The 16,109-nt window shown below is 53.7% G+C and carries 10 protein-coding genes and 1 riboswitch; of the genes, 8 read left to right on the top strand and 2 right to left on the bottom strand.

Annotated elements, in window-relative coordinates; genetic code table 11:
* The first annotated feature begins 23 nt into the window (after positions 1 to 23).
* The 7 genes from L6439_RS15095 to L6439_RS15065 all read left to right on the top strand — a co-directional run bounded on the left by L6439_RS15095 (position 24) and on the right by L6439_RS15065 (position 11,969).
* Complete coding sequence (locus tag L6439_RS15095; protein WP_213468337.1) at positions 24 to 1,382, top strand: sugar phosphate nucleotidyltransferase; 1,359 nt, start codon at positions 24 to 26, stop codon at positions 1,380 to 1,382.
* 27 nt (positions 1,383 to 1,409) lie between these two features.
* Complete coding sequence (locus tag L6439_RS15090; protein WP_213468338.1) at positions 1,410 to 3,488, top strand: cyclic di-GMP-binding domain-containing protein, MshE-related; 2,079 nt, start codon at positions 1,410 to 1,412, stop codon at positions 3,486 to 3,488.
* Positions 3,489 to 5,138 (top strand): hypothetical protein, encoded by a 1,650-nt coding sequence (locus L6439_RS15085; protein WP_213468339.1) that lies wholly within the window; start codon positions 3,489 to 3,491, stop codon positions 5,136 to 5,138.
* On the top strand, positions 5,135 to 6,112 hold the full coding sequence (locus tag L6439_RS15080; protein ID WP_213468340.1) for a glycosyltransferase family 2 protein: 978 nt from the start codon (positions 5,135 to 5,137) through the stop codon (positions 6,110 to 6,112). The genes L6439_RS15085 and L6439_RS15080 overlap by 4 nt, the downstream gene beginning before the upstream one ends.
* The gene (locus L6439_RS15075; RefSeq protein ID WP_237096486.1) at positions 6,097 to 6,489 is read left to right on the top strand and encodes a GtrA family protein; all 393 of its coding nucleotides are present in this window, start codon (positions 6,097 to 6,099) and stop codon (positions 6,487 to 6,489) included. Before L6439_RS15080 ends, L6439_RS15075 begins: the two co-directional genes overlap by 16 nt.
* 5 nt (positions 6,490 to 6,494) lie before the next feature.
* Complete coding sequence (locus L6439_RS15070; RefSeq protein ID WP_168180663.1) at positions 6,495 to 7,145, top strand: GGDEF domain-containing protein; 651 nt, start codon at positions 6,495 to 6,497, stop codon at positions 7,143 to 7,145.
* A 597-nt stretch (positions 7,146 to 7,742) separates the two neighbouring features.
* Positions 7,743 to 11,969 carry an SdrD B-like domain-containing protein gene (locus tag L6439_RS15065; RefSeq protein ID WP_213468341.1) on the top strand — a complete coding sequence of 1,409 codons (4,227 nt, stop codon included), beginning with the start codon at positions 7,743 to 7,745 and terminating at the stop codon, positions 11,967 to 11,969.
* Positions 11,970 to 12,018: 49 nt separating this feature from the next.
* On the opposite strand, the gene L6439_RS15060 is transcribed toward L6439_RS15065, so the two are convergent.
* Together L6439_RS15060 and L6439_RS15055 are read right to left on the bottom strand one after the other, a co-directional pair.
* Positions 12,019 to 13,098, bottom strand: a complete 1,080-nt coding sequence (locus tag L6439_RS15060; protein ID WP_237096485.1) for a CAP domain-containing protein — start codon at positions 13,096 to 13,098, stop codon at positions 12,019 to 12,021.
* 127 nt (positions 13,099 to 13,225) lie between these two features.
* A riboswitch (cyclic di-GMP riboswitch) is annotated at positions 13,226 to 13,315 on the bottom strand.
* A gap of 119 nt (positions 13,316 to 13,434) precedes the next feature.
* Positions 13,435 to 15,306 carry an SLC13 family permease gene (locus L6439_RS15055; RefSeq protein ID WP_213468342.1) on the bottom strand — a complete coding sequence of 624 codons (1,872 nt, stop codon included), beginning with the start codon at positions 15,304 to 15,306 and terminating at the stop codon, positions 13,435 to 13,437.
* A gap of 411 nt (positions 15,307 to 15,717) precedes the next feature.
* Here L6439_RS15055 and L6439_RS15050 point away from each other — a divergent pair, with 411 nt between their 5' ends.
* Positions 15,718 to 16,044, top strand: a complete 327-nt coding sequence (locus tag L6439_RS15050) for an aspartyl-phosphate phosphatase Spo0E family protein (protein ID WP_213468343.1) — start codon at positions 15,718 to 15,720, stop codon at positions 16,042 to 16,044.
* Positions 16,045 to 16,109: the final 65 nt, after the last annotated feature.

Below are 16,109 nucleotides of genomic sequence, written 5' to 3'. Positions count from 1 at the left end.
TTTTATGAAAGTAGGAGAATTGGTTGAAGTTGATTTTGTTATCCGGCGGCAGCGGGAAGCGGTTATGGCCGCTGTCGAATGACAGTCGTTCCAAGCAGTTCATTAAAGTGAACCGTTCCATCGAGGAAGATGAGCGCATCCGGTTGTCGATGCTGCAGAGAGTCTGGCAGCAGATTGAGGGGGCAGGCCTGCAGCACTCCGCGGTTATCGCGGCAGCGGGGACGCAGGAGGAATTAATATTGAGCCAGCTTGGCGCGGCGGCGCCGCTCGTCCTGGAGCCGGAGCGGCGGGACACGTTCCCCGCCATCGCGCTCGCTTGCACGTATCTGCACAGCGAGATGGGGATGTCCGGGGATGAGGCGATCGTCGTCATGCCTGTCGATGTCGATGTGGACGACGATTACTATGAGGAGCTCAAAACGATGGCCGCTATCGCGGCGCAATCGGAAGAAGGAATCGTGCTCATGGGCATTGCCCCCACGAATCCGTCCGAGAAATACGGCTATATCATTCCCGCGCCCGGACAAGCATCCGGCGAGCATTTGCTCAAGGTACAGCATTTTATCGAGAAACCGCCCTCCTCGGAAGCGGAGATGTGGATCGGATTGGGCGCGCTATGGAATGCCGGCGTGTTCGCGTTCCGGCTGGAATACATATTGCGGATCCTGCGGCAGGGCGGATGGCCTCTTCGGTATGACGAATTGGCGAGCCAGTATCATTTGCTGCCGCAGAACAGCTTCGATTATGAGGTGGTCGAGAAAGAAGAACGGATTGCCGTCAAGCCGTTCGCGGGCCGCTGGAACGATCTGGGGACCTGGAACGACTGGACCGAGCAGATGAAGGAGCAGCTGTACGGAAAAGGCGTGGTCAGCAGCGACAGCGAAAATACGCATGTCATTAATGAACTGGATATCCCCGTCGTCGTGCTCGGGGTCTCGAACGCGGTCGTCGTCGCTTCGCCGGACGGCATTTTAATCTCCGACAAGGCGGAAAGCGCCCGCCTCAAGCAGATGGTTCAGACCGTATCCACGCGGCCGATGTACAAGGAGACGCTGTACGGCTGGTACAGCATTATTCATCTGGGCGAACCGACCCAGGACCAGCAATCCTTGACGAAGCGGGTGCATATTTACGCCGGCAAGCAGATTAGTTATCAAGTGCATTACAAGCGGAGCGAAATGTGGACCATCGTGCGAGGCAAGGCGGAAGTGACGATTGACGGGCTCAGCTTCACGGCGGGCGCCGGCGATGTGGTGCGGATTCTGCCTGGAGTAAAGCACGGCATCAAAGCAATCACGACGGTCGACTTGATTGAAATCCAGGTCGGGGATTCGATTGAAGAAGAGGATATCGTACGGTTCGAGTATACACATCAAATATAAGCGCTAGAATCGGGAGTTGTGGAGGAAATGAAACTGGAGAAGTCGTCCCCGGGAAGACTTGGAGACCTGCTGGTCAGCGAGGGCTTGATTACAGCCAGCCAGCTTCGCTCTGCGCTCGAGCATCAGCAGCAATACGGGGGCAGGTTGGGAGATAACGTAGTCGCCCTGTACGATGTCAGCCCGGAAGCGGTCGAACGATTGACGAAGCGCACCGGCGGGAAGGGGCTGCTCGGCGAGATGCTGGTGCAGTCCGGGGACATTACGCAGGAGCAATTGGATCAAGCGCTTGAATTTCAACGCAAAAGCGGCGGTATCTTGGGCGATATTTTGCTGTCGCTGCAAATGATAGAGCCCGGTCCGCTCTATCGCGCGATCGCCACTCAGCAGCAAATCGGCCGCATCGGCTCGGAATATTCCTTCGAGCAGGAGACGAAGCTGCCGGAAGCGGCGGCGCGCGCGTATGACGCCGTCATCATCAATAAGCTGGCGAACCGGTACCTGATCGCGGTCGGCTCTCCGTTGACGGACACGCAGATTGCCGAACTGGAGGCCTATATCGACGGGCCGTTCGAGCAAGTGTTGGCGACGCGGGAAGAGATGGAGTTTTTCTGGAAATCGGTCTATGAAGCGGAACTGATGCAGGCGAGCACGGACAAGCTGATGGAGGAAAACCCGGAAAATTCGGCGCATGTGACGTTTACGACGCCGCAGCTTATCTTTATATTGCTGCTCGCGGTCATGATTGTAACCGGGCTATTGTGGAATTGGTTCGCCACGCTGATCGTTTTGAATATTATTGTCCAGGTCGCTTATTTCGCGATGTCCGTGTTCAAGTTCGTCATTACGTTAAAAGGAACGAGAAGCACGGCCCAGCTTCGATTTACGGAAGAGGAACTGCTGGCGATAGACGAGAAAGAACTGCCTGTCTATACGATTCTCGTCCCCATGTACAAAGAGAGCAATGTCATTCCGCATTTGCTGGACAATCTGGAGCGGCTGGATTACCCGAAATCCAAGCTGGATGTCCGGCTGCTGATCGAAGAAGACGATGTCGAAGCGCAGGAGCTTCTGGCCAGAATGAAGCTGCCGGCCTACTATACGGTGCTTGTCGTTCCGCATAGCTTGCCGAAAACAAAACCGAAGGCATGCAATTACGGGTTGATCCGCGCCCGGGGAGACTATGTCGTCATCTATGACGCGGAGGATCGCCCGGATCCGGATCAATTGAAGAAAGTGTTTCTGGCTTTCCGCAATAGCCCATCGAATGTCGTATGTGTGCAGGCGAAATTGAATTATTTCAACAGCGATCAAAATTTGATGACGCGTTGGTTCACCCAAGAATACAGCATGTGGTTCGAACTTCTCCTGCCCGGAATTATGAAGCTGAATCTGCCTATTCCGCTCGGCGGAACCTCCAACCATTTTAAAACCTCGGTGCTGAAAGAGCTCAACGCGTGGGATCCGTATAATGTAACGGAGGACGCCGATCTGGGCATCCGCTTGTACAAGAAGGGCTACATGACGGCCATTGTGGATTCGCGAACATGGGAGGAAGCGAACAGCCGCGTAGGCAATTGGATACGGCAGCGCTCCCGGTGGATTAAGGGGTATATGCAGACCTGGCTTGTCCATATGCGCAATCCGCTCAAATTGTGGCAGGAATTGGGCCCCAGAGGTTTTTTCGGTTTTCAGGTCATGGTCTTGTCCGCCCCGCTTCTTCCGCTGCTCAATCCGATCTTCTGGGCGCTGCTCATTCTATGGTACGGCTGGGAAATGGAGTTTGTGCCGAAATTTTTCCCCGGCATCATTTACTACATCGCGGCTATCGAGTTTTTGATTGGGAACTTCTTATTCATCTTAAGCAACGCGGCCGGGGTGTACTGGGTGATTGACGAGATGGAACGGAAGAACGAACGCGTGTTTTCTTACGGCATCGTCAAATACGCCTTTTTGACCCCCATCTATTGGGTATTGATGAGCATCGCCGTTCTAAAAGCGTTGTGGCAGTTGATTACCCGGCCGTTCTATTGGGAAAAAACGACACACGGCTTGACGGAGCCGGATGTGGTTGTTCAACAAATGACTGGAAAGGATGTTGGAGTGTAAATGGAAGTCGCAGCATCCTATCGTTCGCCTGACTTATTGCCGGCTGCGGTCCAACAGCGCACGTCCCCGCTTGTGTATTGGCTCGTCTTCGCCGTTGTGTTCGTGACCGAATGGATCGCGGGATATTATGTCAGCCATCATATCGGCTATGTGCATACGGACGCGATGAGCCGGGTCGCCAACGCCTTCTACGTGCTGTATAGCGGCGATCCCCATCTCGGAGCCATCGGCTTCGTGTGGAATCCGTTGCCCAGCCTGGTGGAAATCGCCTTTTTAGCTTTTTATCCATTATTTCCGGCGCTGGCTTCCTCCGGCCTGGCAGGGGTGTTCATGTCCAGCATGTTCGCGGGATGTACGGCGGCGCTGTTGGTGCAGGCCGGGGATTCCCACGGCTTATCCCGGTGGGTAAGCGTCGCCGTAAGTCTTTTGTTTGCATTCAACCCGTTTATGTTTTTGTTCGGCATGAACGGATTGAGCGACGCGCCGTTTATCTTTTTTACGATGTACTCGGTCGTTCATCTGACTTATTGGCTGAAGGAGCGCAACGTCGGCAGCCTGCTGAAGCTGTCATTGGCCCTGGCGTTGGCGTTCTGGACGCGGTACGAAGCGGTGCCCTTCGGCATCGGTCTGGGTCTGACCGTGATACTCGCCGTGCTGTTCCGCGCCGACAAGAAGCCGGAAGCGGGGAGAACGGGATTCCGGAACAAATATGAGCAGATCGAAAGCGTCATGACGTTGGTATGGTCGCCGATTGTATATTCGGGCTTGCTCTGGATTTTGCTGAACTATCTCATTATGGGCAATCCGTTCTATTTCTTGAACTCCGAATATTCGAACGTGGAGCAGTCGGCGATGCTGGCTACCGATCAGCAATTCATGCATCTCATCGGCCACCCGCTCAACAGTTTGGTCTTCGTGCTGAAGAAGATGGCGTTCTTCTCCATTCCGCTCGTCGGCGTCGTGGTGCTTCGCATTATCAACCGCAGGGCCCATCTATGGGAGCTTGCCGGCTTGGCGGCGATGGTGTTATCCATTGTGGCCTTACAGTATTTGCTTCTTGTCAAAGGCACCTCGTTCGGATGGTTCCGGTATTTTATGTACGTATTTCCGATTACGGTCGCCTGGATTCCTTATGAGCTGAGCAAGGTGAAGAAGTCGCCGTGGAATTCGGGGATCGCGCTGGCGAGTCTGATACTGTCGGCCGCGGTGCTGACATGGGCCTGGTTCAACCCGGACATCGCGCCGGATGAGAATAAAATGCTGCATGCGCAAGAGCATGCCAATCTGCAGGAAGTGGACCGCGAGGTTGCGCGTTACTTGGACAGCGAACTGCGGCAGGACAAAATTTTAATGGATTCGTATTCCGCCTTCTATATCATTCTGAACAGCGAGAAACCGGGCCGGTACATTATTACGAGCGATTTTAATTTCCGCGATGCATTGGCGGATCCGCAAGGGCAGGGCGTCGATTATATTCTAAGCCCGAAGCCGAATATCAGCTCCGCTCTCAGCGCAGATAACCGGTTATACCCTGATTTCTACGAAAAAGGGGCGGAATGGTGCGAGCTCCACAAGGAGTTCGGCGATGAAAACGGCGGTCTGTGGCGGTTGTACAAAGTAAAGAAAAAAGCGGGTGTGAGTGAGCAATGAGACCGGATATTACGATCGTTGTCCCGGTGTATAACGAGGAAGTTCATATTGATGGAACGTTGGCCATCATTCGCGAACAGTTGGCACAGCTTGGGGAGAGCTTCGAAATGCTTATCGTCGATGACGGCTCGACGGATCGGACCTGGCTGCGGATTGAGGAGACCTGCCGGCGCTTTGCCGAATTGTCCGCGATCCGCTTAAGCCGCAATTTCGGCAAGGAGCTTGCGTTATGCGCAGGGCTGGAGCATGCGAGAGGCCGCGCCGTCATCGTGATGGATGCGGATCTCCAGCATCCGCCTTCGCTCCTGGAGGAAATGGTGCGCCTGTGGAAGGAAGAAGGCTATGAAATCGTCGAATGCGTGAAGCGAAGCCGCGGGAAGGAGCCGCTGCGCAACAAATTGGGCTCTGCGTCGTTTTATTATATATTGAACCGCTTGTCGGGCTTCGACCTGCGCGGCGCATCGGACTTCAAGCTGCTGGACGGCAAGGTTGTGGAAGCTTGGCGGAATATGCCCGAGCGCAAAACTTTCTTTCGCGGCATGACGGCCTGGCTCGGCTTCAGCAGAACCCAGATTGAGTTCGAAGTTCCGGAACGCGCCGGCAGCACGACGCGCTGGAGCTTCCTGGGACTGGTCAAGCTGGCGGTCCAAGCCGTGACCTCCTTCTCGTCGCTGCCGCTGCGCTTTGTGACGCTGGCGGGGATTCTATTTTTGATCGGGGCGGTTATTCTCGGCGTGCAGACGCTGTACCGCAAGGTCGTCGGCGAAGCGGTAACCGGCTTCACGACCGTCATTCTGCTGCAGCTCATTATCGGCAGCATCATTATGGTCAGCCTCGGCATTATCGGCGAGTATATCGCATCGATTTACAATGAAGCGAAGGGGCGGCCGCGCTATGTTATCGGGGAGCGGATCGCGGCTCGAGAAACGGAGATGCCCGCAAGCGGCGGCGAACTGTTATGGTTAAAAAAATGATGAAATACGGCGTCGTCGGCGTACTGGGCACTCTACTGCATATTGGAGTGCTTGTCTTGCTGGTAGAATGGCTTGGATTTGATCCGATTATTAGTTCCGCCATCGGCTTCCTGATTGTGCTTATCGTGTCTTACCTATTGAACTTATTGTGGACATTCGGCGAGACGCGGGGAGGGCGTTCGGCTTTTATCAAATACGCGGTCGTCTCATCGGTCGGTCTGCTGATGAATACGGGGGTGATGTACGCTGCGGTGGAATGGATGCAATGGCCGTATGTGCTGGGACAACTGCTCGTCATTTTCGTCGTTCCGCCAAGCAATTTTCTATTGAACTATTACTGGACGTTTGAATATGGAGTTACCAGAGTAAAGGGTTGATAGTGATGGGCAACAAAAGGAACGCTTATATCCGATTTGGCATGCTGACGATTTTAGCCTCGGTCTATGCCTATATCTTCTATTTGATTGGCGATGTGGATTTCGTCTTATTTGCCTCTTTACTCATCCAGGTCGTATTTATCTGGTGGTTCGGCCGCAAGTATGAGCTGGTGAAAAGGGAAGCGGAAAGAGACGCGCTGACGAAAGTATACAACCGCAGATTCATCGTGAAAAATTTCGCGAAAATAAAAGCGAAAGCGAAACGCAAATCGCAAACGATAACCATCTTTTTTATCGACATCGACAAATTCAAATACATCAATGATCATTATGGTCACGGCACCGGCGATCTCATCCTGAAAAAAACGGCCGAAATCTTAAGAAAAGGCTTCGAGAAAAAACATTACATAGCGAGATGGGGCGGTGATGAGTTTATTGTGATTATGCTCAGCGACGGTTCCTCCGGCATGAAAATTATGCAGCGTTATTTCGCCGACAAATTGGCAACTCTCTCCAAAGAACTGAACATTAACGTAACCTTCTCGGTCGGATTCGAGGTTTACTCGGATAAAAATCGCAACCTCACCGACATTCTGGATGCCGCTGATCGGAAAATGTACCGCCATAAAAACAATAAAATTCCGGCGGCGAAATAAATCGCTCCGGACAACGCTTCCATTTTTGTTGAGAAATGGTGTAGTTAGGTTTGATATGATACTTATGCCTATTACATAGGGCACTCATGGCTGGCATGAACCGTGCGCAAGAGGAGGTGAACGAATGATCCAATGCAGAATCGCGTCGACGTAAAGCTCTGGAATCCGGCCGCTCTTCTAATATTGCTCGTCAGGTTGATCTTGATCATGGTTCCAGAACATCTCCCCCCCACAACTATTTTCCTATCTCCATTGCAGCAGAATAAGATGAAGCGGACCTTTCTACGGAAGGGATCCCGGAAGGCGGCACGGTTGCCGTCGGCACAACCGATGCGGGAGCCTGTTCCGGGGGGAGCCACGGAATCTTCGTTGAAGATCGGCAAGGAGCGGTTAACCCGAAGAGGTTGGCTGGCTGGACAGACGCTCTTTTGTGGCGAGACACCGCAGCCGAACATTCGGACGCCGCTTCAATCGGCTTGATGTTGTGCGTGAGACCGGCGATGTAATGAAGCTGGAGAAGTAACAGGATGTTTTTCTCCATCAAGGCGCAAGGGAAAGAAGAATGATTGATTTCAAGGGAAGGAAGAGTCTGGAAAAATGAGAAGGTCAATACGATTTCAAGCCATGGTGTGGGCTTTCCTGCTGTTGTGCAACATCCTGCTGATGCCCATGACCGCGCTCGCGGATGACGTTCCCGGCGGCGAGGAAAATGGCGGAGACACGATCCAGATCGTGCTGAAGAGTTCCGTGCCGTCCGTGCTATCGGGGCAATTATTTACTTATGATATTGAATACAGCGTGTCAAGCACGACGGAACAGTATGACGGGGCGCAGATTGTTCTCCCGATACCGGAGGAAGTCGAATATGCCGGTGTCGTGAACAGCGGCGGAGCAACCGCGGTGCATGATCCCGCTGCGGGGACGGTTACGTTTACGTTTGCGGAGGCGCTGGAGCCGGGATCGACGGGAACGCTGCAGGTCAATGTCCGCTTCCCGAATTATGTGACGCCGAACGGGACGGAGGCAACGACGCAGGCGCTCTTCCATAGCGAACAGACGCCGGACGGCAAGCCGTCGAACGAAGTGACTGTCAAAGCGGAAGCATCGGCCGCATGGGAGCTGAAAAAGGAACAGTACCGACCCGTGGCTCATGTGAAGCCGCAGCCCGGAGGCACCGTGGAATACCGGATCCTGTTCTCCGATACGAAAAAGGACGGCTATGGCAATCTGAATCTGGATGACGTCGTGATCACCGATATGCTGCCGGCGGAAGCCGAGCTCTTGTCGACGCGCCCCGAGTATACGGCTCATGACAATGGGAAGCTTACCTGGAACATCGGCAAGCTGGGCCAAGACGGGTCCTACAAAGAAATCTTCGTGAAAGTGAAGTATCCCGAGGATATTTTGAAGGATAAGCCTGATAAAGAAGTCGTGAATCAGGCGGCAGTCTCGTTCAAGCCAGTGGGAGAGAACGAGCCTGTCACGGATGAGGCGGAAGCGAAGCACGGGTTTGTCGATGTGCCGCAGACAGGCAATCTGTGGATCTATAAATCCGTCAACGAAGGCTCCGCCAAGGAATTGATCACGGGGCAAACCATTTCCTATCGAATCGGAGATATCGCCAACCAGACGAATATGAGGCTGGAGAATGCCAAGCTGGAGGATTTGACGCCGCAGGGCCTCGAATTTGTTCAGGTTCAAACAGCGAGATTTGCGGGAATTGATGAGTATGTTATTCAGTACACCGCCAAGGAAAAGCCGGCGGAAGGCGATTGGGAGCAGTGGGAGACGATCCCCGCGAATGCCGAGCCGCGAGTATTGAAGGCCGACGGCAAGAATGTGAGAGGGATCCGCCTCGTGTTCGGCGATGTTCCGATTGATTTCCAGCAAAAAAGCGAGCTGGAAGTCCAGTACAAGAAGACAGGGGAATATCGTCAGCTTGAGGACTACGTTTTTGGGAAATTTTCCGATATACCGTACAAGGAGTATGAAGGAAACTTCCCTGAAATTGATAGATTAAATGGTCTTCCCGAGAACGAAAAAAGCCCTAAAGACCGGAAGCAGATTGTCAACTATGCGGTGATGACCTATCTATTCAATGGCAAGCCGCAGGAAAACGCCGCCAGAGTGAAGGTGCTTGCCGTTGAGGATCGCCCGCTGATTATGGTGGATAAGCAAGTGGCGTCCAGCACTGCATTGAAACCGGGCGAGACAGCCACCTATAAGATTCGGGTAACCAACCCGAACTTGATCGATGTGGATTTTCGCAATCCAATCGTGACCGACTTGCTGCCGAAAGAGCTTGCGTATGTGGACGATTCGGTGCAAGTAACGGGCAGCGAAGGAGTGAATCCGCCGCCACCCCGCTTCAAGTCGGATTCTCAAGGCCCGGAGGGAACGACTTCGCTCACATGGTATTGGGATGACAATGGTCCGCTGACGCTGAAGAAGGGACAGTGGATCGAGCTGACTTTCCAGGCGAAAGTAAGCGCAGGGGTAACGACGGGGACGATTCATAATGAAGTGGAAGTCACGTCCGATGAACATGATTACTTGAACAATTACTATAATTTTGTCCAGCAGCGTTATAAAGACGGCAAATGGTATGTATATGACGGGGCAGACATCCATGTCAACTCCGCGACGAATCTCGAATCCGTCAAATATGTGCAGGGAGATTTGGACGAAGACAATTGGACGAAATATCCGGATACCGGAACCGTTACGCCGGGCGGAAAAATCAAGTATAAGGTCGTCGTGACGAACAAAGGCACCGTTGGGGTCAAAGACGTCACGATTGTGGACGCCCTTCCTCGAATCGGCGATACCGGAGTCATTGACAAGACGCCGCGCGAAAGCAAATGGAGTCCGGTCTTGACGGAAAAAGTAACCGCGCCGAAAGCGGTGACGGTGTATTACAGCACGGATGAATCCGTCTCGCTGGAAGGCGGAAGCTGGTCCGCTGAACCGCCAGAGGATCTGACGACAGTCCGGGCGCTCAAATTCGTGCTCGATAACGACTTGGTGCTGATGCCAGGGGAGAGCAAGGAAGTCGTATGGGAAATGAGCGCGCCGGTCGGCGCTCCAAGCGGCGATAACGAGATTGCCTGGAACTCGTTCGGCTTTACGGCGAAGCGGGCAGATAACGGAAGTCCGCTGCTGCCGGCGGAGCCGAAAAAAGTCGGCGTAAAAATTAAAGATAGCCGTAAAGGCGAAATCGGCGATTACGTCTGGATCGACAAAAACGGCAATGGCATTCAGGATGATGATGAAGAAGGAAAGAACGGGGTAACGGTTGAGCTGTACGACAGCAACGGCAAGCTGCTTAACAAGACGATCACGAATGACAATTTCGACGGCAAGCCAGGGTACTATCTGTTTACGAATCTGCCTGCCGGCAAATACGTCGTGAAGTTTATTCTGCCGGACGGATATAGCTGGACGAAGCCGCATCAAGGCAATGATCCGGCCAAAGATTCCGACGTGATCAACGAGGATGGCTACACGGATGAAATCGTGCTGGGCGACGGCGAGAAGAATCACAACATCGATGCCGGGCTCGTCCCGCTGCCGGTCATGCCGGAGACGGGGGAAATCGGGGATTATGTCTGGATTGACAAGAACGGCAACGGCATCCAGGATGAAGACGAGATTGGCCTGAATGGCGTGAAGGTGGAGCTGTACGATGACAACGGCAGCTTGCTAAAACGCACCACGACGGACAACAAAAACGGCAAGCCAGGATATTATCTGTTCACGGAGCTGCCGGCCGGGAAATATGTCGTGAAGTTCATCCTGCCGAACGGCCATAAATGGACGATACCGCACCAGGGCGACGATCGCGGCAAAGATTCCGACGTCACCCGCGACGATGGCCGCACCGATGTGATTGAGCTTGCGCACGGCGAGAAGAACCAGAATATCGATGCCGGGCTTATCCCGCTGCCGGAAGCGCCAGGAACGGGTGCGCTTGGCGATTATGTCTGGATTGACAAGAATGGCAACGGCATTCAGGATGAAGACGAGGTTGGCTTGAACGGCGTGACGGTCAAACTGTACAACAGCAACCGTGAACTGTTGGCGACGACCGTGACCCAATCCGTATACAAGACGGTAACGGATACCACATACGGGGGCACGGTAACAGGGGATGTATACGGGCCATCCGTAACCGAGGCCGTGTATGATGGCTACTATTTATTCGACAACTTGTCCGCCGGAACCTACATCGTTCATTTTGAACTGCCGGATGGTTACAAGTTCACGATCAAGGGAGCCGGAAACGACCCGGCGCGCAATTCCAAAGCCAATGCCGACGGCTGGACGGATGTTATTATGCTCGGTCACGGGGAGCGGAATCTGACCATTGACGCGGGTCTGGTCAAGTCCGGCGGCAAGCCGGAGCCGGAACGCCCTGATCCGGAAAGTCCGGGTTCAGACGGTGGCGGAACGACAGATCCGGGTTCCGGCGGTACCACTCCGGGCACGAATCCGCCTGACAACAGAGAGACGGTCCCTGGCACAATCGTGGAAGGACCGGACACGGTAGTCGGCGGTGAGACCGATCCGGGTGAAAGCGAACCGGGAGAAACCGTTCCAGGCACACCGGGCACGGAAGAGGAGCCGGGAACGGAAGAGCAACCAGGCTCGAAGGAACTTCCTGCGAACCGGCCGGCAGATCGCAAGAAGCCTGATCATTCGGCTGGACCGATGCTGCCGGCAACGGGCGAGAAATCGCCGCTGGCTTCTTGGATTGGCCTGTTGTTCTGCGCTGCCGCATTGGTCATGTGGCTGTCGCGCAAAAGAATGAAACATAACGAGTAGAGCTATGCTAGCCGCCGCCTGTGCAAGAGGCGGCGGTTTTCTTGTAATCCTAGCGGCTCGGCGTGAAGAAGTTTTGTGTATAGTAAGCTTGATACGGACCGCCGAAGGAGACTCCGACGCCAAGGCGCTCGAAATCGCCTAAAATGTTTTTGCGGTGCCCGCTTGAATTCATCCAGTTCTCGTGGGCGAAGATGGCGCTTGTTTGTCCGGCGGCAATATTTTCTCCAGCCGCCTTGTAAGTGATGCCGTCTTGCTTCATCCGATCGAATGGAGACTGGCCAGCGGGATTGTCGTGCGAGAAGAAGCTGCGCTTCATCATGTCTGCGCTATGCTTTCGCGCCGTTACCGCAATCTTGTCGTTCCACTCAAGCGGTTTTTTACCTTCGCGAACCCGGACGGCATTGGTCAAATCCAGCACTTCGCGCTCAAAGCTTTCCCGCAATCGTTCGCTTGGCTTGCCGTAAAAGCCTTTGAGCGACAACTCGACGTTCTGATCGATAACCTGGATCGAGGTAACCGTATTTTTTCGGCTCAGATCGTAAAACAGTGTGGCATACGCACCGCCGACCTGATGCATGGTGTATTCTCCGCCGTTGTCCTTGAACTTATAAATCGTATTTCCTTTCTTGACACTCGCAAGCGGGGAGCCGTAAGCGGCTTCTGCTTCTTGCCTCGTCGATCCGAAGCCGATTCCGCTCGCGGACGTCCAGTCCTGGGCGTTCGTATACAGGGCAACCACTTTGCCCTGCTGCACGCCGACCTGGATATAACGTTGGTAATTCTGATTGTATATGTACCATTCGAAATTGTATTCGCTAAGATCTTTGCGCGCGGGTTCTCCGAGAATACCGAGCAACTCCGATTCATTCATCCCGATTGAGATGCCTTGAAGCTTGAATTCCGTGCCGCTCATCGCGCTGGCTCCGGCGGCTACTGGAGCGGTGCGCAGCGCCCCGTCCGCTGCCGGAATGCTGTCCGCTTCCGCAGTGGCGAGTGAAAGGGTCAGGAAGAGTCCGATAGCCATTACAGCGCAGAAGAGTGCGGATACATGCCGTCTCGCTGTTCGTGTATGTTGTCTGATTATGGCTGAGTCAGGGTTGTGTTCGGTCGTATATCGATGTGTACCCATAGCTATCTCCCCATTCTATATCGAATTGGATCTACGCTAGAATGAGATGATAGACGGGGGCGCTCATGGAAATCAAAAAAGCGCCACCCTAAAGGCGGCGCCAAAAAGACGCAACAGCTGTCGCAATTAGGGCAACCCGGCTATCATCGCATGCGTGCATGCCTTAGACCCGTGGCTTTGCGTCCCCTGCTTTCGCTAGGGTTTGCCATTTATCCATTTTTAGCGTATCTATTCTATTTTTATTCTATCATCTTTTAGATGGAACGTACATACAATTTATCCTTTTTTGCTGCTGAAAATAGAAGATTGTCGAAATGAAAGACCGTTTGCTAGATTTTAAAACGGAAAAAAGAGCGGCAGCAGCGCCACCATGGCAATGCCAAGCAGCAGCTGAAGCGGCAATCCGACCCGGATATAGTCCATGAAAGAATATTTGCCGGCCGACATGACCAACGCGTTGGGCGGGGTCGAGAACGGGACGGCGAAGCACATGCTGGCCGCAATCGCGACGGCGAACAGATACGGATGCGGGTTGACGCCCAACTGCATCGCGGCCGTCATCGCGATCGGAGCGACCAGGACAGCGCAGGCGGTATTGCTGATGAACAGCGTGAGAAGCGACGTCGTAAAATAGATGCCTGCGAGCAAGGCGAACGGTCCGATACTCCCGAGGGTCAGCACGAGCTTCTGCGACAGCAAGGCAGCCGCGCCTGTCTTCTCGATCGCGATCGACATCGGAATCATGCCGCCAATGAGGACGATGCTCTCCCAATTAATCGTCTTGTAGGCGGACTCCATACCGCGAAGACACCCCGTGGCAACCATAAGGACGGCCGCGATCATGACGGAGATGACGGCCGGAAATATCTCCAGGATGAGCAGCGCGATCATGAACAGCATGATGCCGGCCGCGAGCGGCGCTTTATGGTTCATCGGCATCTCGGCAGCCGTCTCCAGCGGCTGGCCGACGACGACGACTTCCGACTCTTCCTTTGAGAGCCGGGCGATGCTCTTCCACGTCCCTTGAACGAGCAGGGCGTCCCCGAATCGGATTTTCTCGTCTTTGAGCTGATTCAGCAAGTACTCTCCTTTGCGCTGAATCGCCAATATATTGAGCTGATATTTCTCGCGGAACCCCAACTGCTTCACCTGCTGATTGAGCAGCGGGGAATTCGGCGGCAGCAGCACCTCGGCGATGCCGATCTGATCTGAAGCGTACCGCTCGGTATTCGGCTCGGCGGCTTGATCGATCTCGGCGGTCTGACGGTCAAGCAGTTGAAGCCCGCATGCTTCGGCGAAGTCTTGCACGCGCTCGAATGGACCGTATACATACAAAATATCTCGGTCCTGAATGACGGTCGCCGGGCCGGCTATCTCTTGATTGATCGTCTTGAAGAACGGGTTCTTGTTCGATGTCCGGCGGCGAATCTCGATAATATGAACCTGATAACGGTTCGGAATATCGAGCTCCTGGAGGGAACGGGACACAATCGTCGCTTCCTCCCCGGCTTGCACGCGGTACAGATTCTGAGACAGCTGATACTGGCGGGCAAGCTCATGCAGCGATCGCCCGTTCCGCCGGCCGCGGCCTTCGCCTTCTCCCTTCGGAAGCAACCTGCTCAGAAGGAGCAAAAAACCGGTGCCAAGGAGGAGGCATACGATTCCGATTGGCGTGAAGGAGAAGAAGGACAGTTCATCGAATCCCGCTTGGGCGAGCGTCTCGCTGATGACCAGGTTGGGCGGCGTCCCGATTAAGGTCAGCATGCCGCCCATGCTGCTCGCGAACGCAATCGGCATCAACAGGCGTCCCGGGCTGATGTTGGCGCTGGCAGCCAGACTGACGACGATGGGCAGCATGACGGCGACGGTGCCGGTATTGCTGACGAAGGCGCCGATCAGCGAGGTCGCCAGGATAACGGTCATCAACAGGCGCGTCTCGCTGTGGCCTGCGAGTTGAAGCATCTTGCCGCTGGCCACTTTGGCGAGCCCCGTCTGGAATATCCCGCCTCCGACGATGAACAAGCCGATCATCATGATGACGACGGAATTGGAAAAGCCGGACAACGCTTCGTTCGGCGTCAATATTCCAAGCAGGACAAGCAGGATCAAGGAGCAGATGGCGACCAGATCCGATCGGATCTTTCCCGTCATGAAGAGAATTGCGGCCATGGCCAAGATGATAAGCGTGATGATGATGTCTGAATTCATGGGTACGGAATATAACCCCTTTCTGTCAAATCGATGGTAGCAAGGAAATCTTGTAATTGACATACTCTATAATACTTTCAAATCTCAGCATAAGGAATGAATTTTATGGAAAAATGTCATTTACAGCGGAATGAAATAATGATACTATAAAGTATAAAAAGGAAAAATGTATAAAATTGAACAAATAATGTCGCAAAATGCCGAATCATTCACTCGATTGTCAGGAGGCAGATCGCAAGTTACGACGTTTTCAAGGCAAGCAAGCTTGAAAAGGATGGCTGGGCACTTCCCTGCTGGGAAGTGTCTTTTTATGGCTCATATGAAAAGTGATGATTCGACGGCATTTTTACTTTTTTTAACTATAATTGGAATTGTCAAGTCATGTTGCTTGAGGGAGGGCAATAGTAGGCGATGGAAGACGTGAATAAGGGCGGTTCCTGCAGAATGGCGGGACGGGAAGCGATCCTTCATCGAAATGAGCTGTCGGCTCCTGGTGGAGAATGGATGGTGAGCAGGCTGGAGCCGGAAGCGGAAGAGACGGATTTACAAGATCTGATGTGCAAAATCGAACAGATCCGAACGCGAATGGTCCGTCTGGCGATGGAAAATAATGATCTGCTGAATGAAAGAACAATCCGGGAAAGCCAGCGGCTTGACAAATACATTGTGCTCGTCCAGAAGGCGAGATACCGGCACGGCAGCATGCAGCCGCAGGTCGGCGCGCTGCTTCACCAGTAAGCAGGTCGAAGACAGAGTTCTCCTTAGAAGAGCCGAGCCGTAATCCGGGACAAGCCAATGAATAA

This window comes from Paenibacillus dendritiformis (assembly GCF_021654795.1).
Taxonomy (GTDB): Bacteria; Bacillota; Bacilli; order Paenibacillales; family Paenibacillaceae; genus Paenibacillus_B.
The sequence above is the reverse complement of the archived record's forward strand: the minus strand, read 5'-3'. Positions and strand labels throughout refer to the sequence as shown.